Origin of the sequence: Massilia yuzhufengensis, assembly GCF_900112225.1 — a bacterium.
Lineage (GTDB): Bacteria > Pseudomonadota > Gammaproteobacteria > Burkholderiales > Burkholderiaceae_D > Telluria > Telluria yuzhufengensis.
On sequence record NZ_FOLD01000016.1, the window covers coordinates 1 to 21,430 of the forward strand.

General features: G+C 67.6%; 21 protein-coding genes. 9 read left to right on the top strand and 12 right to left on the bottom strand.

All coding sequences use genetic code 11. The features are described 5' to 3' along the window. The 5 genes from BM031_RS25090 to BM031_RS14065 all read right to left on the bottom strand — a co-directional run. Positions 1–181: DUF4372 domain-containing protein (locus BM031_RS25090; protein ID WP_177207757.1), on the bottom strand; the 181-nt coding region annotated here is incomplete at its 3' end. Between the two features lie 225 nt (positions 182–406). Then, positions 407–1,795 (bottom strand): multicopper oxidase family protein, encoded by a 1,389-nt coding sequence (locus tag BM031_RS14050; RefSeq protein ID WP_091875207.1) that lies wholly within the window; start codon positions 1,793–1,795, stop codon positions 407–409. Continuing rightward, complete coding sequence (locus BM031_RS14055) at positions 1,792–3,168, bottom strand: TolC family protein (protein ID WP_091875208.1); 1,377 nt, start codon at positions 3,166–3,168, stop codon at positions 1,792–1,794. The genes BM031_RS14050 and BM031_RS14055 overlap by 4 nt, the downstream gene beginning before the upstream one ends. Then, positions 3,168–3,491 (bottom strand): hypothetical protein, encoded by a 324-nt coding sequence (locus BM031_RS14060; RefSeq protein ID WP_091875209.1) that lies wholly within the window; start codon positions 3,489–3,491, stop codon positions 3,168–3,170. Before BM031_RS14060 ends, BM031_RS14055 begins: the two co-directional genes overlap by 1 nt. A 55-nt stretch (positions 3,492–3,546) precedes the next feature. Further along, a complete protein-coding gene (locus BM031_RS14065; protein ID WP_143084591.1) occupies positions 3,547–3,846 on the bottom strand; it encodes a hypothetical protein in 300 nt (99 codons plus the stop codon). Between the two features lie 181 nt (positions 3,847–4,027). Between BM031_RS14065 and BM031_RS14070 the strand changes: the two genes are divergently transcribed. Together BM031_RS14070 and BM031_RS14075 are read left to right on the top strand one after the other, a co-directional pair. Beyond that, complete coding sequence (locus BM031_RS14070; RefSeq protein WP_091875211.1) at positions 4,028–4,429, top strand: hypothetical protein; 402 nt, start codon at positions 4,028–4,030, stop codon at positions 4,427–4,429. Positions 4,430–4,517: 88 nt separating this feature from the next. Beyond that, positions 4,518–7,196, top strand: a complete 2,679-nt coding sequence (locus BM031_RS14075) for a bifunctional acetate--CoA ligase family protein/GNAT family N-acetyltransferase (protein ID WP_091875212.1) — start codon at positions 4,518–4,520, stop codon at positions 7,194–7,196. 440 nt (positions 7,197–7,636) lie between these two features. On the opposite strand, the gene BM031_RS14080 is transcribed toward BM031_RS14075, so the two are convergent. The 3 genes from BM031_RS14080 to BM031_RS14085 all read right to left on the bottom strand — a co-directional run bounded on the left by BM031_RS14080 (position 7,637) and on the right by BM031_RS14085 (position 9,834). Continuing rightward, positions 7,637–8,884 carry a DEAD/DEAH box helicase gene (locus tag BM031_RS14080; protein WP_091875213.1) on the bottom strand — a complete coding sequence of 416 codons (1,248 nt, stop codon included), beginning with the start codon at positions 8,882–8,884 and terminating at the stop codon, positions 7,637–7,639. Positions 8,885–8,959: 75 nt separating this feature from the next. Then, positions 8,960–9,085, bottom strand: a complete 126-nt coding sequence (locus tag BM031_RS26235; protein WP_267873317.1) for a hypothetical protein — start codon at positions 9,083–9,085, stop codon at positions 8,960–8,962. Between the two features lie 71 nt (positions 9,086–9,156). After that, entirely contained in the window at positions 9,157–9,834 is a 678-nt protein-coding gene (locus tag BM031_RS14085) for a hypothetical protein (protein ID WP_091875214.1), read from the bottom strand. 215 nt (positions 9,835–10,049) lie between these two features. On the opposite strand from BM031_RS14085, the gene BM031_RS14090 reads away from it, so the two are divergent. The 4 genes from BM031_RS14090 to BM031_RS14105 all read left to right on the top strand — a co-directional run bounded on the left by BM031_RS14090 (position 10,050) and on the right by BM031_RS14105 (position 13,506). After that, positions 10,050–11,348 carry a histidine kinase gene (locus BM031_RS14090; RefSeq protein WP_091875215.1) on the top strand — a complete coding sequence of 433 codons (1,299 nt, stop codon included), beginning with the start codon at positions 10,050–10,052 and terminating at the stop codon, positions 11,346–11,348. After that, on the top strand, positions 11,341–12,111 hold the full coding sequence (locus BM031_RS14095; RefSeq protein WP_091875216.1) for a LytR/AlgR family response regulator transcription factor: 771 nt from the start codon (positions 11,341–11,343) through the stop codon (positions 12,109–12,111). The genes BM031_RS14090 and BM031_RS14095 overlap by 8 nt, the downstream gene beginning before the upstream one ends. Positions 12,112–12,215: 104 nt before the next feature. Continuing rightward, complete coding sequence (locus BM031_RS25550; protein WP_091875217.1) at positions 12,216–12,719, top strand: hypothetical protein; 504 nt, start codon at positions 12,216–12,218, stop codon at positions 12,717–12,719. Between the two features lie 238 nt (positions 12,720–12,957). After that, positions 12,958–13,506 carry a ferritin-like domain-containing protein gene (locus BM031_RS14105; protein ID WP_091875218.1) on the top strand — a complete coding sequence of 183 codons (549 nt, stop codon included), beginning with the start codon at positions 12,958–12,960 and terminating at the stop codon, positions 13,504–13,506. A 93-nt stretch (positions 13,507–13,599) separates the two neighbouring features. On the opposite strand, the gene BM031_RS14110 is transcribed toward BM031_RS14105, so the two are convergent. Beyond that, positions 13,600–14,589, bottom strand: coding sequence for an aldo/keto reductase (locus BM031_RS14110; RefSeq protein ID WP_091875219.1), 990 nt, complete (start codon positions 14,587–14,589; stop codon positions 13,600–13,602). 128 nt (positions 14,590–14,717) lie between these two features. On the opposite strand from BM031_RS14110, the gene BM031_RS14115 reads away from it, so the two are divergent. Further along, positions 14,718–16,034: an NAD(P)/FAD-dependent oxidoreductase gene (locus tag BM031_RS14115; RefSeq protein ID WP_091875220.1), complete on the top strand. Its 1,317-nt coding sequence runs from the start codon at positions 14,718–14,720 to the stop codon at positions 16,032–16,034. A gap of 156 nt (positions 16,035–16,190) precedes the next feature. Here BM031_RS14115 and BM031_RS14120 read toward each other — a convergent pair whose 3' ends face one another. Beyond that, entirely contained in the window at positions 16,191–16,928 is a 738-nt protein-coding gene (locus BM031_RS14120; protein ID WP_091875221.1) for a sensor histidine kinase, read from the bottom strand. Positions 16,929–17,116: 188 nt separating this feature from the next. On the opposite strand from BM031_RS14120, the gene BM031_RS14125 reads away from it, so the two are divergent. Further along, complete coding sequence (locus tag BM031_RS14125) at positions 17,117–17,572, top strand: hemerythrin domain-containing protein (RefSeq protein WP_091875222.1); 456 nt, start codon at positions 17,117–17,119, stop codon at positions 17,570–17,572. Positions 17,573–17,761: 189 nt separating this feature from the next. Here BM031_RS14125 and BM031_RS14130 read toward each other — a convergent pair whose 3' ends face one another. Continuing rightward, positions 17,762–19,387 (bottom strand): ATP-binding response regulator, encoded by a 1,626-nt coding sequence (locus BM031_RS14130; RefSeq protein WP_091875223.1) that lies wholly within the window; start codon positions 19,385–19,387, stop codon positions 17,762–17,764. A 259-nt stretch (positions 19,388–19,646) separates the two neighbouring features. On the opposite strand from BM031_RS14130, the gene BM031_RS14135 reads away from it, so the two are divergent. Beyond that, positions 19,647–20,096 carry a hypothetical protein gene (locus BM031_RS14135; RefSeq protein ID WP_229408885.1) on the top strand — a complete coding sequence of 150 codons (450 nt, stop codon included), beginning with the start codon at positions 19,647–19,649 and terminating at the stop codon, positions 20,094–20,096. A 310-nt stretch (positions 20,097–20,406) separates the two neighbouring features. Here the strand turns inward: BM031_RS14135 and BM031_RS14140 are convergent, their stop codons facing one another. Further along, positions 20,407–21,411 carry a GGDEF domain-containing response regulator gene (locus BM031_RS14140; RefSeq protein WP_229408894.1) on the bottom strand — a complete coding sequence of 335 codons (1,005 nt, stop codon included), beginning with the start codon at positions 21,409–21,411 and terminating at the stop codon, positions 20,407–20,409. Positions 21,412–21,430: the final 19 nt, after the last annotated feature.

Below are 21,430 nucleotides of genomic sequence, written 5' to 3' on the forward strand. Positions count from 1 at the left end.
GGTAGTGATGCGATGCGTGCGCATTGAAGCCAGTTTCGAGGGCGCGCAAACTCGGCGCTCCGCTGGCCTGCGCATACACCATCGCCGTCATGTGATTCCAAGGCTTGAAGTGCTTGGTATATTTGGCGGCATTGTGGCGGGCGACTGCCTGATCGAAGGCAGCGCGGGGCAGCCCCTTCATTAATTCTTGAAATGTCGTTATGCTGTACATGGTTGCAGGTTTGGTTTTTAAGTCGGCAAACCGAGGTTAACCCTCGTAAACCAATGCCTGCAACCCCTCCTTGCTAAGTCAAGCAAATTATTCCGGACAGCAGTGCGCGCAGGCGGGAATCCAAGTTTGCATGCACCGCGATAGCGCACACAAAATTAGGCTCCCGCCTGCGCGGGAGCGACGGGCTAACTAAGCCTAGTGGCGGTGACTGGTCGGCTTGCGCGCATTCAGCGCAGGCGCTGCTGGCACTGCGTCGCCTGGCGCTGTCTTCGGCGCCCCCGCCGCCACCGGCACCTCCCCCGTCCACTCCTGCGCCACCGTCCCCTTCGGATGCGCATACCACCCCGGATCCCGGTAATCCGACCGCCCCAGCCCCGCGCGCACCTTCAGCACCGTGAACATCCCGCCCATCTCCATGTTCCCGAATGGCCCCTTCCCATCCATCATCGGCAGGGTGTTTTCCGGCAGCCGCATGCGCATGTCGCCCATCGAGCCCCCGCGGTCGCCCATGACCATGTAGCCCGGCACCAGGCTGTTGATCTTGCGCGCCACGCCGCGGTGGTCGACGCCGGCCAGGTTGGGCACGTCGTGGCCCATGGCGTTCATGGTGTGGTGCGACTTGTGGCAGTGGAAGGCCCAGTCGCCCAGGTTGTCGGCGACGAACTCGATGGCGCGCATCTGGCCCACCGCGATGTCGGTCGTCACTTCCGGCCAGCGCGCGCCTGGCGGCACCCAGCCGCCGTCGGTGCCGGCGACCTCGAAGCGGTGGCCATGCAGGTGGATCGGGTGGTTGGTCATGGTCAGGTTGCCGACCCGGATGCGCACCTTGTCGCCCAGCCGCGCCACCATCGGGTCGATGCCCGGGAATACGCGGCTGTTGAAGGTCCACAGGTTAAAGTCCAGCATGGTGTTGGTGCGCGGCGTGTAGCTGCCCGGTTCGATGTCGTAGGACGAGAGCAGGAACACGTAGTCGCGGTCGACCGCGTGCTGCTTCGGGTTCCTTGGATGCGTGACCCAGAAGCCCATCATCCCCATCGCCATCTGCATCATCTCGTCGGCATGCGGATGGTACATGAAGGTGCCGGCGTGGCGCGCCACGAATTCGTACACGAAGGTCTTGCCGGGCGGGATACCGGGCTGGGTCAGGCCGGTGACGCCGTCCATCCCGCTGGGCAGCAGCTGGCCGTGCCAGTGCACGCTGGTGTGTTCGGGCAGCTTGTTGGTGACGAAAATGCGTACCCGGTCGCCCTCAACCACTTCGATGGTCGGGCCCGGGCTCTGGCCGTTGTAGCCCCACAGGTTGGCCTGCATGCCGGGCGCAAGTTCGCGCACCACGGGTTCGGCCACCAGGTGGAATTCCTTGACGCCGTCCTTCATGCGCCAGGGCAGGGTCCAGCCATTCAGGGTGACCACCGGGTTGTAGGGCCGGCCGCCGGCGGGCGGGAGCGGCGCGGCGGTGGCGCTGCTGCTGTGGACCGGGGCTTCGGGCAGCGTGGCGGCGCCGGCCTTGCTGACCAGCGAGGCGCCCAGCAGGGTGGCGCCGGCGCCGGTGACGTTGCCAAGAAAAATCCTGCGCTTGTTCATTGCTGTTCTTCCTTCGAGTTCGTCGGTTGATGCGCCGGGCCATCCAGGCGCCCGCCCAGCGCGCCTTCGAGCGCGGCCTCGGCCAGCCAGAATTCCTTCAGCGCGTCGATGGCGCCGCTCACGGCCTGCGCCTGCTCGCGCGCGTCGGCCAGCAGCTCGAACGGGCTGGCCAGCATGCCGTTGTAGCGCAGCAGGGTCTCGTCGCCGATCTTGCGGCGCAGCGGGATCACTTCGTCGCGGTAGTGGCGCGCCAGGTCGTAGCCGGCGCGGTAGCCGAGGTAGGCTTCGCGCGCTTCGCTGCGGGCGGTGATGGCGGTGTCGGCGACCCGTTGCACGGCCTGCATGTAGACCGCTTCGGCCCGCGCCACGCGCGCGCCGCCCCAGTCGAACAGCGGCAGTTCCAGGCCGATCTCATAGCCGTTGGCGCGGTCGGCGCCGGTCTCGCTCTTGTTGTGGTATCCCAGGTCGAGCACGTTGACGAAGCGTGTGGTGCGCGTCAGGCCCAGGTCGGCGGCGGTGTGCTGCGCGGCCAGGCGCGCGGCCTGCACGTCCAGGCGCCGTTCCAGCGCCAGCGCTTCGATGCGCGCGAGTTCGCGCGGCGCGGCCGGCAGCGCGGGCAGGCGCTCGGGCAGCGTGTAGCCGGCCTGCGCGCCCCACAGCCCGAGCTGGCGGGTGAGGTGCTCGCGCGCGGCGCCGGCGGCGCGGCTGGCGCGCAGCACGCCGGCCGCGGCTTCGGCATGGGCCGCCTGTTCGCGCGCCACATCGAGTGCGCTGGCGTTGCCGGCTTTCGCCATGCGGCCCATCAGTTCGGCCCCGGCCTCGGTGGCGGCATTGACCTGGCGCGCGTAGGCCAGGCTCTCCTGCGCGGCCACCGCCTCGATCCAGGCCTTGCGGGTTGCCAGTGCGTGGCCTTCGATGGCGCCCGCCACCGACAGGCGGGCCGCCTCGAAGCGGCGCGTCTCCATGCGCCGGCGCAGCGGCATGGTCAGCAGGCCGGCGACATCGATCGACACGGCGCGCTCGATCTCCACGCCGCCGTTGCCCGACAGGCGCGACAAGCCGAGCGACGGGTTGCGCAGGCGCGCCGCCTGGGCCAGGTCGGCCTGGGCGATGCCGACTTCCCAGTAGCTCGCCTGCAAGCCGGGGTGCTTGAGCAGGGCGATGTGCACCGCGCTGTCCATCGCGAGCGGCGCGGCCAGCAGGGCGTCGATTTCCCGGTCCAGCGCCGCGGACTCGGGGCCGGCCAGGCGCGGGGTGGCGCCGGTGCGTTCCCGTACCAGCGCGGCGACCTGGCCGGCGGCGTCCTGCGGACCGGGGCTGGCGCAGCCGGCCAGCACCAGGGCTGCGCAAGGCAGGAAGAGGGCGGCGCGCATCAGCGCGCTCCCTTGCCGCCATGGCCGGCATGGTGCTCGTGCGCCGGCGCCGGCTTCTCGCGTGCCTCAGGCCGGGCCGGCGCCGGCGCCGGGGCTGGCTCGGGCCGGGTCAGCATCATCGGGTGGTAGTCGAGCAGGCTGCGGTTGGCGGCGATCCAGTGGCGGTCGGGTGTGGTGGCCGGCTGCTCCGGCGCGAGGTAGGCTTGCGGCGCGCGGTAGCGCGTCTCTGGGACGGCGGCGGCCGGGTCGTCGGGAGCGGGCGGCGTGGCGCGGGCGGCAACGGGGGCGAGCGCCAGCAGGACTGGCAACAGTAAACGAAACATGCGGACCTCGATCGGTGAATACGGGAAGGCCGCCCTTGTGGGGCGGCCTGGCGGATCAGGCGAGCGCGGTACGGGGAGGCCGTTCGGGAAGGTCGGGATCGATGGCGGCGACCCGCGCCGCTACGCTGGCGGGGCAGCAGCTGCACGGGCGGTGATCGGGCGCCGGGCTGCCGGAGGCGGGCGCCATCGCGGCGCCGACCGAGCAGGAGGCGCAGTTGCCGCACTTCTTCTCATGCGCCTGGCCGGCGTCGGCGTGCGCGTCATCCAGGCTGGCCGCGGCGGCGGCAGCGCCGTGGCAGGGCGGCTTGGCGTGCTGGCTTGCCGTTGCCGGGGCCGCGCCGTGAGCGCAGGTCATCGCCGCCGCCGCGAATCCCTGGAAGGGAACCGCCAGCAGCACGAGCCAGACGAGCAGGGAGCGCAGGATCGATCTCACGCAGCGATTCTATCATGGGTTTTTACAACACTGGCAGCCGCTGGAAGTTGCATGGAATGAAACAGACTGTTAGTATTTCGGCTGAGTTAAATGGAGTTCCATCATGCATATGCTCTTCCGCCTATTCGGTCCGCGCCGCAGGAAGAACCAGGACGAAATCGCCAGCCGGGTGGCGGAAGTGATCGTGCATGTGCTGTATGACGTGGGCCTCGATCGTTTCTTGAAAGGCACGGTCCTGCTCGACCGCCAGTTCCGGCTCCACTTCTACGCCGCCCCGCCGGCGCCGTCCGCCGCCATCCTCGCCAGCCTGCCCGTGCACGAACTGGCCGAGGCGCGCGTATTCAGCGCGCACGTGCACGAGCAGGGCATCGACGCGCCCACGCTGGAGCGCTTCACCCGCAGCATGGCGGACGGATTCATGCGCGAGCTGCGCGCCCAGTCGGCGGCCCTGCGCGCCTTGCCGGCCGCGCGCCGCACCCGCATTTCGGCACTCTTCCACGCTTGAGCGGTCCGGTGCGCGCCGCCTGACGCAGCGGCGCTATCCTTGCACGCGGGGCGCACGCGCGTCCGCCACGTGGGGAAAGGGCTTCGGCATGAGCGTACGCAACCTCGGGCACCTGTTCGCACCAAGCTCGGTCGCCCTGATCGGCGCTTCCGAACGGGCCGGCAGCCTGGGCGCGACGCTGCTGCATAACCTGCTGGCCGGCGGCTTCAAGGGCGAGGTCTGGCCGGTCAATCCCAAGTACAGCGAACTGGCCGGACGGCGCTGCTACGCCAGCGTGGCCGAGCTGCCGCAGGCGCCGGCGCTGGCCGTGATCTGCACGCCCCCGGCCACCGTGCCGCTGGTGGTGCGCCAGCTGGGCGAGCGCGGCACCCGCGCCGCCGTGGTCCTGAGCACCGGCCTGGCAACGGCGCGCGACCAGCGCGGGCGCAGCCTGCGCCAGGCGATGCTCGACGCCGCCCATCCCTATCTGCTGCGCCTGCTCGGCCCGAACAGCGCCGGCCTGCTGGCCCCCGGCCTGGGCCTGAACGCCAGCGTCGCCCACAGCGGCGCGCTGCCGGGGCGGATCGCCTTTGTGTCGCAGTCGGGCGCGCTGATGGCGGGGGTGCTGGACTGGGCGCGCACCCGCGGCATCGGCTTCTCGCACTTCGTCGCGCTGGGCGACGCGGCCGACGTCGACCTGGGCGACGTGCTCGATTACCTGGCCAGCGACGGCGGTACCGGGGCCATCCTGCTGTATGTGCAGGACCTGCGCTACGCACGCAAGTTCATGTCGGCGGCGCGCGCGGCGGCGCGCAGCAAGCCGGTGCTGGTACTGAAAAGCGGCCGCGAGGACGATGCCGCGCCGGCCGCCGCCAGTGAAAGCGGGGCGCTGGCCGATGCCGACGCCGTGTTCGACGCCGCGATCCGGCGCGCCGGCATGCTGCGCGTGGCCACCACCGACCAGTTGTTCTCGGCTGCCGAAACCCTGGCCTATGCGCGCCCGCTGCATGGCGAGCGGCTGGCCATCGTCAGCAACGGCGCCGGCCCCGGCGTGCTGGCGCGCGACGCGCTGGCCGACGGCGGCGGGGTCGAGGCCAGCTTCTCGGACGCCTCGCGCGAGCGGCTGGGTGCGCTGCTGGCGCCCGGCTGGCAGCGCGGGAACGTCGCCAACCTGCGCGGCGGCGCCTCGCCCGCGCTGTACCGCGAAGCCATGGAGGTGCTGCTGCAAGACCCGCAGGTCGACGCGGTGCTGGTGATCCAGTCGCCCACCGCGACGGTGGCCAGCCGCGACGTCGCCGATGCCGTCGCGCCGCTGGTGCGCACGGCCTCCAAGACCATCCTCTCGTGCTGGCTCGGCGGGGCCTCGGTGTCGGAGGCGCGCGCGATCGCCTCAGGCGCGCGCCTGCCGGCCTACCGCACCCCCGAAGACGCGGTGGCCGGCTTCCTGCAGCTGGTGCACTACCGGCGCAACCAGAACCTCCTGATGGAGGTGCCGCCCTCGATGGCCGGCTCGGTGGCGCCGGACCGTGCGGCGGCGCGCGCGCTGGTGCGCGAAGCCATCGCCGGCGGGCGCTACCTGCTGTCCGATCCGGAGACCAAGGCCATCCTGCGCACCTACGGCATGGCGGTGGTCGAGACGCGCCAGGCCGCGAGCATCGACGCGGCGGTGGCCGCGGCCGAGCGCATCGGTTTTCCGGTGGCGGTCAAGATCCTCACGCCGGACGTGATGCACAAGTCGGACTTCGGCGGGGTGACGCTGGACCTGGACAGCGTCGAGGCGGTGCGGGCGGCCGCGGCGCGCATGCGGCGCCGCCTCGCCGAACTGTTCCCGCAGGCGCGCTTCGACGGCTTCTCGGTACAGGCCATGGTCAGGCGCGCCAATGCGCACGAGCTGATCGCGGGCGCGGCGCTCGACACCGTGTTCGGGCCGGTGATCGTGTTCGGGCAGGGCGGGGTTGCGGTGGCGGTGACCCGGGATTCGTCGGTGGCGCTGCCGCCCCTGAACCTGGTGCTGGCGCGCGACCTGGTCGACCGCACCCGCGTGGCCAGGCTGCTGGCCGGTTATCGCAACCGGCCGGCCGTGAACATGGACGCGGTGCTGGCCAGCCTGGTGCAGGTCTCGCGCATGGTCTCGGACATTCCCGAAATCGTCGAACTCGACCTCAACCCGCTGCTGGCCGACAGCAAGGGCGCCGTGGTGCTGGACGCGCGCATGCGCCTGGCGCTGGCCGACCGCTCCGGCAGCACCCTGGACCGGCTGGCGATCCGGCCCTATCCGCGCGAGCTGGAGGAAACCATCGAGTGGAATGGCGCGCCACTGCTGCTGCGCCCGATCCGCCCCGAGGACGGCGCGGCCCACCTGGCCTTCTTCGACGCGCTCACGCCCGACGACGTGCGCTACCGGATGTTCGTGCGCATCCGCGAGCTGCAGCCCTCGCAGCTGGCGCGCTTCACCCAGATCGACTACGACCGCGAGATGGCCTTCATCGCCACGCGCAGGAACGGCGAAGGCGTGTTCGAGACGCTGGCTGTGGGCAGGGTGGTGGCCGACCCGGACAACATCAGCGCGGAATTCGCGGTGACGGTGCGCTCGGATCTGAAGGGCATGGGGCTGGGCAAGATGATGATGCAAAAGCTGATCGCCTACTGCCGCTCGCGCGGCACGCGCGAAATCGTGGGCGAGGCGCTGCCGCAGAATTCGCGCATCACCGGCATGGTGAAAAAGCTCGGCTTCACCGTCACCCCTACCGGCCCGGAAGGCATGCGCGAAATGCGCCTGATCCTGTAAGCCAACTTCGGGGTCAGGTCTGACATTTGGACACGAGCTTAGCCGTAGTTCCTCTTTATCATCCTTCGGTCTGCACCAAGATTGGCTTCGGCTAACTTCCGGCCTTGCTGGAACGCCTGATTCGCCTGCTACAGTTGAGGCCGTGTCCAAATGTCAGACCTGACCCCGAAGTGATCTCATGACCCCGAAGTGATTTCATCGCCTGAAGCGCACGTCTTCCTTCACCACCGCCGCATCGCCCTTCGGCTTCTTGTAAGCCAACTTCGGGGTCAGGTCTGACATTTGGACACGAGCTTAGCCGTAGTTCCTCTTTATCATCCTTCGGTCTGCACCAAGATTGGCTTCGGCTAACTTCCGGCCTTGCTGGAACGCCTGATGCGCCTGCTACAGTTGAGGCCGTGTCCAAATGTCAGACCTGACCCCGAAGTGCCGAAGTGATTTCATCGCCTGAAGCGCACGTCTTCCTTCACCACCGCCGCATCGCCCTTCGGCTTCTTGGGCTTCTTCGGCTTCTTCACGATCTGGCCGCCGGCTTGCGTCTCCGGCACCCGATGGTCCGGCGCGAAGCCGTTTTCCTCGATCCGGTCGAGCACCTGGCGCGTCAGCGCTTCGATCGCCGCCAGCTGCTCGACTTCATCGGCGCACACCAGCGACACCGCCTCGCCCGACGCGCCGGCGCGGCCGGTACGGCCGGTGCGGTGCACGTAATCCTCGGCCACGATCGGCAGGTCGACATTCACTACCACCGGCAGGCCGGTGATATCGAGCCCGCGCGCGGCGACGTCGGTTGCCACCAGCACCCGCACTTCGCCGGCCTTGAAGCGCTCCAGCGCGCGCAGGCGGGCCGGCTGCGGCTTGTCGCCGTGGATCGAATCGGCCGAGATGCGCTTGGCCTCGAGCAGCCCCACCAGTTCATCGACGCCGCGTCGGGTCTTGGCAAAGGCCAGCACCTGGGGCCAGTCGTGTTTTTTCAGCAGGTGCAGGAACAGCTCGGATTTGCGTTTCTTGTCCACCGTTACCAGCCACTGCTTGATGGCGGTGACGGTGGTGTTGCGCGGCGAGGCTTCGATCCGCACCGGCTCGCGCAGCAGCTGGTTGGCCATGGCGCGGATCTGGTCGGAGAAGGTGGCCGAGAACAGCAGGGTCTGGCGCTTCTTGGGGAGCGCCGCGAACACCTGGTCGAGTTCCTTCGAAAAGCCCAGGTCCAGCATGCGGTCGGCTTCGTCCAGCACCAGGGTCTGCACTTCGTTGAACTTCACCGCGTTCTGGCGGTACAGGTCGAGCAGGCGCCCGGGCGTGGCCACCAGCACGTCCACTCCCTTGCGCAGGTTCATCATCTGCGGGTTGATGCTCACCCCGCCGTAGGCCACCATCGTGCGCAAGCCCAGTCCGGCGCCATAGGTGCGGAAGCTCTCGTGCACCTGCTCGGCCAGTTCCCGGGTCGGCACCAGCACCAGCGCGCGCACCGCATTGCTGCTTACTGGCGTGCTTTTCTTGACCAGGCGCTGCAGGATCGGCAGGGCGAAGCCGGCGGTCTTGCCGGTGCCGGTCTGGGCGGCGGCCATGACGTCCTTCCCGGCCAGCACGGCAGGAATCGCCTGCTGCTGGACAGCGGTCGGGGTGGTGTAGTCGAGGGAGGCGAGGGTCTGGTTGATCTGGTCGATCAGGCCAAGGGAAGCAAACGGCATGGGAACCTTACGGCAAAAATGGTCAGGCCGTAGTGTAACCCCGCCGGGGGCGGCTTGCGAAGCTGAAACGCCGGCCTAGGCGACGACGACGATGGCCGACAGGTCGACGATCGGCTTGGCCGGCTCGCGCTGGTCTTTGCAGCCCGTTAATACCAGGCAGGCAATGGCGAGCGCAGCAGGAAGGATTTGGCGCGGATGCATGATGTTTCCTCGATAAGAAATGCCATCATACGCCGGTCCGTGCCGGAATGCATATCGCTCGCCGTTTTAAATCAGAAGCTGTACGACACGCTGGCGCGCAGCACCGGGTACACCTTGTAATCGGCCGCATCTTCGCTCAGGCGCAATTCTTCCACGGCGACGTCGCTGGCCAGCTTGCCGCACACGGCGTTCGAGATGGTGCAGCCGAGCGGGATCAGGTTGACCTGTGCCTTGCCCTGGTAGAAGGCGCCGATGTCGGCGCTGAAGTTAAGGCGCTTGTTCGGGGTCAGGGCATTGCCCCAGCCGATGCCCACGTACGGCGCGGCGCGGCGGAAGCTCACGTCGCCCTTCAGGGTACCGATATCGGTGCGCGAATAGGTGTTGCCGTTGAAGGTGAAGGTGCCGGCGGCGCTCGGCACGCCGCTGAGCTTGAAGCGGTTGCCGTTGTACAGCACGCCGCCGGTGAGGCGGAAGCTGCTGTTGGACAGCACATACCAGTCGAACAGCGCATCGAAGGTCGCCAGCTTGCCGTCGAGCTTGTAGTCGACCCGGCCCGAACGCTTCTCGAAGTCGTGCGGCAGGTAGTTGGCGCCGAAGCGGCCGTTCAGGGTGGATTCCATCGGAACCACCACGTGGAAGCCGACGCCGGTGGTGCCGATGTCGGCAGTCAGGGCGGCGCCCACCTGGGCGTGGGCGGTTGCGCCGGCCACGAGGGCGGCGAGGGCGAAGACGGTGTGCTTGAGTGCCATGCTGGGAAACCTTTTAACGGAGATCAGCGCAGCATTGTATCCGCAAGGCATCTTCGCGGCGAGCGAAAGCGGCCCGGGTGAGGGCAATGCGCAACGGATTATTTGTGCTGGATCGCCCCGGTTTCGTCGCCGCTATCCCGGCTCCGTCGCATAATGTCACCCGGCAATGGAGACCGGCACTAATCTGGCGCTGCCCTGACTACTGAGAGAACATCATGATCGCAAGCACATTTCACCTCGCACGACTGCTGCTGGCCTGGCTCGGCTGCTACCTGTTCTTCTGCATCCTCGCCAACGAGACCATCTTCGAGCCGCTCGACCGCGACCCGGGCGGCTACTTCGCCGTGGTGGCGCTGCTGCTGGGCACCTGGGTGGCGTCCGGCGTGTTCTCGCACATCCGCCGGGTGCGCCTGGTGGCCGGCGCCCTGAACGGCAGCACCCTGTCGAACCGCCAGCGGCGCCAGATCGAGATCCCGTTCGAGGCCGGCGAAGCCTTCGACCTGATCGACGCCGCCATCCGCGAGCTGCCCGGCGCCGAGATCGTCGACTCGGCCCGCGACAGCCTTCAGGTGCGCGCCAAGGTGACCCGCATCGACCCCTACGGCGGCAACGACCGCAACACCGGCGAGCGCCATGTCGCCAGCTGGGCGCTGGACCACTTCGGCGCGCGCCGCAACCAGATCCTGGCCACCGTCACGCCCAATGGCGACGACGCCGGCAGCGTGACCCTGATCTGCGAGCCGGAAAACGCGGCCTGGACCGACCTGTTCCTGGTCGACCATGGCACCAACCTGGAAAACGCCGAAGCGATCGCCCGCGCCATCACCCGCCGCGTGGCCGCGCGCCGCCGCGGCGAGCAGGCGCAGGTGCGCCAGAGCGCCACCGAGAAGGAACTCACGGTCGCCAAGCTGAACCTGCTGCACGCCCAGGTCGAGCCGCACTTCCTGTACAACACCCTGGCCAGCGCCCAGGTGCTGACCCGCAGCGACCCGGCCCGCGCCGACGAGATGCTGGGCAACCTGATCCAGTACCTGCGCCACTCGCTGCCGCGCACCGAGGACGCGCCCTCGACCATCGGCGAAGAGCTGGAACGTGCCAGGGCCTACCTCGACATCCTCAAGATCCGCATGGGCCCGCGCCTGCAGCTGCAGGTCGATATTCCCGACGCGCTGCGCGGCGTGCTGTTCCCGACCATGATGCTGCAGACCCTGGTGGAAAACGCGATCAAGCACGGGCTGGAGCCCAAGCCGGGAGGCGGCACCGTGTGGATCCTGGCGCGCCAGGTCGACAGCGCGGTGGCGGTGACGGTGGCCGACGATGGCCGCGGCTTTACCGCCGAGGGCGGCGGCACCGGCGTCGGCCTGCGCAATGTGCGCGAGCGCCTGCGCCTGGCCTATGGCAATGCGGCCAGCTTCTCGATCGTGGCCAACTTCCCGAGCGGCGTGGCGGCCACCATCATGGTGCCCAATGCCGTCAACAGCACCGCCGACGCAGTGGGAGGCCATCATGCTTAAGTGTGTCGTCGCCGAAGATGAAGCCCTGCTGCGCGAGTCACTGGTGCAGCTGCTCGGCCAGGTGTGGCCGGAACTGGAGATCGTCGCCGCCTGCGAGGACGGCGGCAGCGCGCTGGAGGCGATCGCCGCCCACCAACCCGACGTGGCCTTCCTCGACATCCGCATGCCGGGCCTGAGCGGCCTGGAAGTGGCGAGCGCCGTGCTGGACGCCGGCTTCAAGACCGAGGTGGTATTCGTGACCGCCTACGACCAGTACGCCATCGACGCCTTCGAGCGCGGCGCGGTGGACTACCTGCTCAAGCCGGTCTCGCGCGAGCGCCTGGCCGGCACCGCCGGTCGCCTGCGCGAGCGCCTGCAACGCGGCGGCCAGGATGCGGGCCAGTTGCAGGCCTTGCTGCAGCAGCTGTCGGCCATCGCACCGCCCCAGCCGAAGGCCCCGCCGCTGGTCTGGCTCACCGCCAGCCGGGGACAGGAGACGCGCTTGATCCTGGTCGACGACGTGTCCTACTTCCAGGCCGACAGCAAGTACACGGTGGTGATGACGGCGGACGGCGAGTCGCTGCTGAGGAAACCCATCCGCGACCTGCTCGAGGTGCTCGACCCGTCGATGTTCAAGCAGGTGCACCGCTCGACCATCGTGAACCTGCGCGCGGTGGCCGGCGTCACGCGCGACGAGAGCGGGCGCGGGACCCTGCGCCTGAAGAACCGGCCGGAGACGCTGGCGGTGAGCCAGCCGTTCATGGCCCTGTTCCGCAACATGTAAGCAAATGTGAAAGCTTGCACAGAGTGTAAGAGTGTGGGGTGGCGCACCGTTCGGGCCGATTGCTGGTGATAAAGTCCAGCCATTGATTCGAAGAGAGGTACCCCATGAAAGCCCTGATTCTCTGTGCAGCCTTCGCGGCCGCTTCCATCCCGGCCCTGGCCCAGACCAATGTCAGCATCAACATCGGCCAGCCAGGCTTCTACGGCAGGATCGACCTGGGCGATTCGCGCGGCTACTACGGCCCGCCGCCGGTGTACGTGGCCCAGCCGGTCATCATCGAGCGCCACTACCGTGGCCGCGCCGAACCGATCTACCTCCGCGTGCCGCCCGGCCACCGCAAGAACTGGAGCAAGCACTGCCGCAAGTACGGCGCCTGCGGCCAGCCGGTGCTGTTCGTCCAGGACCGCTGGTACAACGACGTCTACGCCCCGCGCTACCGCGACCGCCACCATGACCGCTTCGATGGCCGCCGCGATGGCCGCCACGACGACCGCCGCGACCGCCACGACGACCGCCGCGACCGCCACGACGACCGCGGCCACGGCCGGGGCCACGACAAGCACGGCGACAAGCATGATGGCCGGGGCAACGGCCGCGGCCACGGTTGAGCAAGCCCACAGGTAGCGGACCGTTCCATCCATCCGCTTCCTTTCCTGGCGGCCAGCGCCGCCACGGACCTGTCCGCCCGCACGAGGGCTCATCTATTCAGCGTTAGCTCATCCTTGCATGGTTATGTTCGGAATTCTTTGCATTCGGCAATCGAATCTCCGGTTGAACTTGGCTGTGAACGCGTTATTGTAGGGTCTTGGTTGGCCAGCCTGAACGCATATTAGCTTGGAGAAAGACATGGTTTCCAGCATCCCGGTTTCACACATCCTGATCGATAAGATGGGCGAGCGTCTCGTCATGGAGCACACCGCCGTCCGCTTGTATGACGCGCTGCTGGCCAAGGTCGATGACCTGGTCGCGGGCGACGCCGCGCGCGAGCAGCTGGTGGCCATCCGCGCCGACAAGGCAAGCCACGCCGACCTGATGAAGGCCGCGATCGAATCCATGGGCAGTGACCCGGCCGCCATGACCCCGAGCGGCGGCCTGGTGGGGGTCGAGGCGATCGGCCTGTTCCAGGTGCTCGACGACCCGGGCACCAGCCTGTCGCAATCGCTGCACGCGGTCCTGACGGCGGAGCTGAGCGACAGCGTCGGCTGGGAGACCCTGGTCGCGCTCGCCCATGAGCATGGCCAGATGGGCCTGGCCGACGGCTTCAACGAGGCGCTGGCGCAGGAGCGCCGCCACCTTGCTGCAATCCAGACCTGGTACGAGGAAGCGGTGGGCCTGGACGCCGGCATGATGGCGCTCGCCGCCAGTGCCGGCACTGGGCAGCCAGCCCGGCCGTAGGGTGGTCGGCTTCGCCGACCGCGCGTTCGATTCCCGCGAGCGCAGCTGCTGAGCTTGCACTGGCTGGACGCGCGGTCGGCACAGCCGACCACCCTACTGGTCCTGGCCAGGCAGCGGCGCATCCGCCGGCAGCAGGGACTCGGCCACGAGCTCCTGCCAGAACTGCGCGGGCAAGCGCACGTCCATCAGCGCGGCGTTGCGGCGCAGGTGCTGCGGGCTGCTGGCCCCGGGGATGGTGGCCGCGACCACCGGGTGCGCCGCGCCGAACTGCAGCGCAGCCGCCGCCAGGTCGACCCCATGGCGCGCCGCCACCTGGCGCAGGTGCTCGCGCCGCGCCCGGTGTGCGGGTGTCGCCGGCACGTAGTCGTAGTGCTCGCCCCCGGCCAGGAAGCCCGAGTTAAACGGCCCTCCCAGCACCACCTGCGCCCCGCGCTCGGCGCACAGCGGGAACAGGCGCTCGAGCGGCGTGGTCTCCATCAGCGTGTAGCGCCCGGCCAGCAGGAAAATGTCGGGGTCGGACTGCTGCAGCGCGCGCAGGCAGGGCTCGACCGTGTTCACGCCCAGGCCCCAGCCCTGGATGATCCCTTCCTCGCGCATCCGCACCAGTCCCTCGAAGGCGCCGCCGGGCCCCGCCGCAATCCGGAAATGATGCTCGTACGCGTCGCCGAACGCGTCGGGCGAGAGGTCGTGCACGTAGACGATGTCGATGCTGCCCAGGGCCAGCCGCTGCAGGCTGTCCTCGACCGCGCGGCGCGCGCCGCCGGCGGTGAAATCGAGCACGCGCCGGAACGGCATCGACGACACGAAGGGCGGGGCGATGTCGCCCGCGGGGTCGGGCACCAGCACCCGCCCGACCTTGGTCGAGAGCGTGTACTCATGCCGTGCGCGGCTGCGCAGCGCCTGCCCGAAGCGGTGTTCGGACAGGCCGGTGCCGTAGTGCGGGGCGGTGTCGAAATAGCGGATGCCAGCTTCCCATGCCGCGTCGACGGTGCTGCGCGCCGCCTCGTCGCTCGTGGTGTGGTACATGTCGCCCAGCCCGGTGCCGCCCAGGCCCAGCTGTGTAATCGGTTGGTAGCGCTGCATGCCCTCTGCTCCTTCAGGTCCTTTGTGACGAGCCATGCTACACCTCGGGGACGCCCGCACAGCCCGCATTGCAGTAACGTAGTAAGATTGCCACATCGTCCATGTGCTGGCATTGCCGGACGGGCGCCATGAAGGAGCTTACTTTGCGTAGCGATATCGTGATTGTAGGAGGAGGGGCGGGCGGCCTGGAGCTGGCCTGCAAACTGGGCCGCAAGCTGGGGCCCACCAAGGTGACGCTGGTGGACAGCCGGCTTTACCATATCTGGAAACCGTCGCTGCACGAGGTCGCGGCGGGCACGCTGGACATCCACCAGGAAGGCCTGTCGTACCAGATGCTGGCGCACGATAACGGCTTCAATTTCGTGTTCGGGCCCATGACCGCGCTCGACGCCGCATCGAAAACCATCACCGTGGGCGCCATTGTCGCGGCCACCGGCAACGACGAAGTGCTGCCCGAGCGCCGCCTCACCTACGCTTCGCTGGTGCTGGCCGTGGGCAGCACCTCGAATTATTTCGGCGTGCCGGGCGCGCAGGAACACACCATTTCCCTGAACGCCACCGAAGACGCCGAGCGCTTTCGCCTGCGCATGCTGCGCCTGATGCTGGCTGCGGAACAGGAACATGAAGAAGGCCGCGGCACCGGCCTGGACGTGGTGATCATCGGCGGCGGCGCCACCGGGGTGGAACTGGCGGCCGAACTGCGCGAAGCCTCCGGCGTCTACGTCACCTATGGTTTCGACCAGCTCGACGTGCGGCGCGACGTGCGCATCACCATTCTCGAAGGCGCCTCGCGCGTGCTGGCCCCGCTGCCCGAGAAGGTATCGGCTGCCGCGGCCGACCTGCTGGCCAAGCGCGGCATCCGCGTGGTGACCGACTGCCGGGTCACGCAGATCGAGCGCGACAAGGTGACCGACAAGGACGGCAATGTGTACCGGGCCAACCTGTGCGTCTGGGCGGCCGGCATCAAGGCGCCCGACCTGCTGGCCACGCTCGGCCTGCCGACCTCCAAGGGCGGCCAGGTCGAGGTCGACGACCGCCTGCGGGTGAAGGGCGCGCCTGATATCTACGCGCTGGGCGACTGCGCCGCCTGCGTCGACGGCAACGGCCACCCGGTGCCGCCGCGCGCCCAGGCCGCGCACCAGCAGGCCGACTACCTGGTCGCCAACTTCGTGCGCCAGTCCAAGGGCCAGGCGCCGCAGGACAAGCCCTACGAGTACCGCGACTATGGTTCGCTGGTGTCGGTGGGCCAATCCACCAGCGTGGGCAGCCTGATGGGCTCATTGCGCGGCGCCAGCTGGTTCGTGCAGGGCTGGATGGCGCGCGTGATGTACACCAGCCTGCACCTGATGCACCACCGCGCCGTGCTCGGGACGATGCGCACCGGCGTGCTGGCGCTGGCGCGCTTCCTGGTGCGCAGGGCAACGCCGCTGGTGAAGCTGCACTAGCGGATAGGTTGCTGCTTTCTTCCGCTAACTGAAAGACCGTCGCACCGGCGAAAGGCCGGTGCCCAAGTTTTTCGCGCAGTGGTAGCAGGCACACTTGGGTTCCGGCCTTCGCCGGAACGACGTGCATGCTTCAGGGGCGAACTCAGAAGCTTGCAGTCAGCTCGCCGGACCTTGTTTGGGCAAGGTCACCCGCAACGCCGCCCCACCCGCTTCATGGGCAGCCAGCTCCAGCGACCCCCCAAGGAAGCGCGCCCGTTCGCGCAGCAGGCGCAGGCCGTGGCACGCATTCGAGTCGAACACCTTGTCGTTGCCGGCCAGGCCGGCGCCGTTGTCGCGTACCGTCAGCATGACCTGGTCCCCGTCGTCGTCCAGGATCACCTCGACGTCGGTCGCGCGCGCATGCGCGGCCACGTTGCGCAGGCCTTCCTCGGCGCAGCGCAGCAGCACCACGCCCTGGGCGCGGGTGTAGGCGCCGTCGTCGTCGGGGAGGTCGACCCGTGCCTTGATGCCGTGAGCGGCGCCGAATTCCGGCACCAGCTCCGCCAGCGCGGCCTTCAGGCCGAGGAACTCGAGCTTGTCGTTCCACAGCTCGAGCTGCATCTTGCGGTTGGTCTCGATGATATTGCCAAGCAGCGTCTTCATCTGCGCGCTGCGGTCGCGCATGGCCTGGTTGTCGGCCGGGATGTGCTGGCTGAGCAGGGCGAGGTGCATGGTGAGCGCCGTCATCGACGAACCGAGGCTGTCATGCAGCTGGCGCGCTAGCAGGCGGCGTTCCTCGTCCCAGCAGGTGGTGACATGGCCCAGCATCTCGGAGAGTTCGGCTGCGCGGTCTTCCTGCGGCGCCTCGGGTGATGCGGGCGCCGGGTCGCGCTGCGGATGTGCCGGTTCGATCATCGTGGACTCGGTTAAATGTTTCCCAAATCATACAACAGTTGGCCAGGCAGGGGCGCGCAGACGGCGCCATGCGCTGCGTCAGCCGGGCGGGCAGGGCAGCGTGCGGTGCCGTACAGTCCCGGATCCGGATTCAGGGGAAAGTGGAGGCTGGCGGATGCCAATTTACTAATACAACGGGGGTACTTCACATGACGACCGCAAACAAGCCACAAGACGCCATCACGCTGCTCACCGCACAGCACAAGGAAGTGCATGCGATGTTCGAGAAGTTCGAGAACATGACGGACCGCGCCAAGGTCAGCAAGAAGAAGCTGGCCGACGAGATCTGCAACGCGCTGATCATGCACACCACGATCGAGGAAGAGATCCTGTACCCGGCGGTGCGCGAAGCCACCGAAGAGACCGAAGACATGGTGGACGAAGCGGTCGTGGAGCATGCGTCGGCCAAGGACCTGATCGCGCAGATCCAGGAAATGGACCCGGGCGACGACCTGTACGACGCCAAGGTGAAAGTGCTGGGCGAGCTGGTGGACCACCACGTCGAGGAAGAAGAGCAGGAGATGTTCCCCAAGATGCGCGAGCTGAAGCTGGACCTGGTGGGGCTGGGGCAGGAGATGGCGGCGCGGGCGGCTGAGCTGCAGTGATTGCTTGGAGCGCATCGTTCGTGGTGCGCAGCGAACTTGGGTTCCGGCCTTCGCCGGAACGACGGTCTTCAGGTTGCTTGGTAATGGTTGAACCAACACCATGCACACTTGCACGTCGTTCCGGCGCAGGCCGGAACCTAATTTTGCGTGCAAGCCGCTAGCGCAAAACCTGACGCAACAATAGATCGCTCAAGCCGCATCCTGCGCCCGCAAACTCGCCGGCGCCAGCGCCTCGAGCAGCTGGTCCATGCTGACCGGCTTCACCAGGTGCTGGTCGAAGCCCGCTTCCAGCACCCGGCGCTGGTCTTCCGCCAGCCCGTAGCCGGTGAGCGCGATCAGGCGGATTCCGCTGGTCGCCGGGTCGCGCCGCAGCCTGCGCGCCACTTCATAGCCATCGATCCCCGGCAGCCCGATATCGACCAGCGCCGCCGCCGGCAGGTTCGCCACCGCCGCCGCCACGCCCTGCAGGCCGTCGGCCGCCTGGGCCACCGGAAAGCCGTGCGCGGCCAGCATGGTCGCCATCATTTCGCGGCCATCGTCGTTATCTTCGATCAGCAGCACCGACGGCTTGCCGGTGTTGTCGCCCAGGGTATTCTGCGGCGCCGGTGCGGCGCTGACCGGCTCGGTGCGCGGCAGGCGGATCATGAAGGTGCTGCCGCTGCCATTGCCCTCGCTTTGCGCGCTGACGCTGCCGCCATGCAGTTCCACCAGGCGCCGCACCAGCGACAGGCCGATGCCCAGGCCGCCCTGCGAGCGGTCGATCGAGATCGCGCCCTGCACGAACACGTCGAACACGTGCGGCAGCAGTTCCGGCGGGATGCCCACGCCGGTATCGCGCACGGTCAGCACGACTTCGTCGCCGGTCTCGAGCAGGCCGATGTCGATATTGCCGCCGCTTGGCGTGTACTTGATCGCGTTGTCGAGCAGGTTCGAGGTGATCTGCTCGAGGCGGGTCGGGTCGCCGTCCACCCAGCCCGGGGCCAGGTCGACGCTGAAACGGTAGCCGGCGGTGCGGCCGGTGGCGCGGAAGGTCTCCAGGCAGCCGGAGACCAGGTTGGCCAGGTCGATCGGTCTGCGCGCCAACAGGATCTTGCCCGACATCGCGCGCGACAGGTCGAGCAGGTCGTCGACGATGCGCGACAGGTGCTGGCTCTGGCGCTGGATGATCTGCTTGGCGCGGCCGACCGTCTCGCTGTTGGCGCCCGGCAGCCCGATCAGCGACGAGGCGCTGCTGATCGCCGACAGCGGGTTGCGCAGCTCGTGGCCGAGCATGGCGAGGAATTCGTCCTTGGCGTGGCTCTTGCGTTCGGCGTCGCGTCGCTCTTCCATCTCGCGCACGAGGCGGCGGTTGGTCGCGGTGAGTTCGGTGGTGCGCTGCGAGAGCTTCTCGGCTTGCCGCTTGAGCTGCTCGTTCTTCATGGCCAGCGCCACGAATACCGAGACCTTGGCGTGCAGGATCTGCGGGATGACGGGCGTGAACAGGAAGTCGGCGGCGCCGCGCTGGTAGGCCTTCAGGCGGTCGATCTCGTCGGCCAGGAAAGCGGTGACGAAGATGATCGGGATGTCGGCCGAGCGCGCGCGCTGGTGGATCGCTTCGGCGGTCTCGAAACCATCCATGCCCGGCATGTTCACGTCGAGCAGGATCACGGCAAAATCGTGGAGCAGCACCTGGCGCAGGGCTTCCTGCCCGGAGCGCGCGGAGTGCACCGTGTAGTTACTTTCGTCCGCCCATTGGTCGAGCAGGCTTGTCAGTGCAAGCAGGCTGCCGGCGTCGTCGTTGACGACAAGGATCTTCGGTTTATCAGTGTGTGCCACGATTGTTTGCGGTGCTTTCGCTACAAGGCTTGACCTTCAGGAAAGGGCTGTACCAAAGCAGTTAGTTACGTAAAAGAAATACCGTGTAATAACAAGGGATGATATCACGGCGATTTAAGTGCAAATGGGCAAAATTCAATCGTGTGCAAGGGGACGATGTACGGTGCCGCACATACGGGCCAGCGGGCTTGTGCGATAGTGGAATCGTCTAGATCGACCGATCCTTGGGAACGGTGCTGCCACCATGAAAGGACACACAATGAATATCGACACTATCGTAAATCAAGATTATCGCGGTAAATCCCTGAACGAGCTCGTCAACGCACCCTTGACCGCCCTCTGTGGGGTCAGCGAGCAACAGGCCAGCGCCTTCGCGGCCGCCGGCGTGCACACCGTGAGCGACCTGGCCAACCTCCAGGTGGTCAAGTACGCCACCGCCATCAAGGCCCTGGCCAGCTGCGAAGGCCTGTCGCCGAAGGAAGAGGCCGAAGAGGGCCTGCTCGACGACGCCGTTGAAATGACCTTCCCGGCGAGCGACCCGATCTCGGTCGATTCCGGCATCACCCGCATCGAAGTGGCGCCGGACCGGGTAGACGCCGCACGCGATCACCAGAACGCGCAGGCGATGGAAGCGACCAAGGAAGAATCCATGGGCTCGGCCGGAATGGGCACCAGGTACCTGCAGCAGGGTGAGGGCGGGAACCGCTGATTCGCTGAAGCTCTGCGTTACACGACGGGCCACGGGCGGCGGGAGCTGCCGGTGGCCCGTTTGTTTTTGTGGGTGGTGTAGCAGGTGGCGTTGTTCAATTTCGTCGAGACGACACGCACCTCCACCACGTCGTTCCCGCGCAGGCGGGAACCCAATTTTTTGTATTGGATCGCGAGCGTTATTGTGGGCGGTGCAAGGACAAGATCGGGGTATGCGACGGACTTAGGTTCCCGCCTGCGCGGGAAGTCGTAGGCGCCAGTGGCGCGTACGACGGTCTATAAGCTAGCTAAGCAATCTGGGAGCGTCGCAACTACCGGTGCGGCGCCGCCAGCTCCGCCGCAGGTGCAGCCGTCGGCGATGCCGGCATCTTGACCGCGGTCTGGCGGTTGGCCGCCGGCGAGCAGAAGCGGTTCTTGCCGGCGCGCTTGGCTTCGTACAGGGCGTAGTCGGCGATGCTGATCAGGGCGTCCACCGATTCGGCGTCGTCCGGATAGATGCTGATGCCGATCGAGGTCGACAGGCGCAGCGTGAGGTCGTTGATGAAATAAGGCTCGGACAGCGCCTCGACCAGCTTGGCCGCCGGTCCCTGCGCATCGGCCAGGCTGTGGATGTCGCCCAGCACGACCATGAATTCGTCGCCGCCCAGGCGCGCCACGGTGTCTTCCTTGCGCGAGGTGGCCAGCAGGCGCTGCGACACCATTTTCAGGATGTCGTCGCCGTAGGCGTGGCCGTAGGTGTCGTTGACTGCCTTGAAGCCGTCCAGGTCCAGGTACATGATCGCAGCCTTGGCGTGGCTGCGGTTGGCGTGCTGGAGGGCGGTTTCGATGCGGTCTTCCAGCAGGCGGCGGTTGGGCAGGCCGGTGAGGGCGTCGTGCAGCGCCAGTTCCTGCTGGGCGCGCGAATATTGCGCCAGTTCCTTGTAGAGCAGGCGCACTTCGAGCATGTTGTGGATGCGCTTGTGCACTTCCAGCAGGTCGAAAGGCTTGCTGATGAAGTCGCGCGCACCGGCCTCGAGCGCGGCGATCTTGAAGCTGGGCTGGGCCGTGAGGGCCAGCACCGGCAGGTAGCCGCCCTGTTCGATTTCCTTCAGGCCCTTCATGACCTGGAAGCCATTCAGGCCCGGCATCTGCAGGTCGAGCAGGATGATGTCGTAATTATGCTCGCGGTGCAGCGGGCACACCTGCTCCGGCAGCATGGTCGAGCTGACGCAGGTGTAGCCTTCCTCGCGCAATATCTCTTCCATGAGTTCGATATTGTCTGGCGAGTCGTCCACCACCAGGATCTTTGCGTTCAAAATGTCTTGTCTGCTCGGCATGCTTTTTTCTCTTCTATGC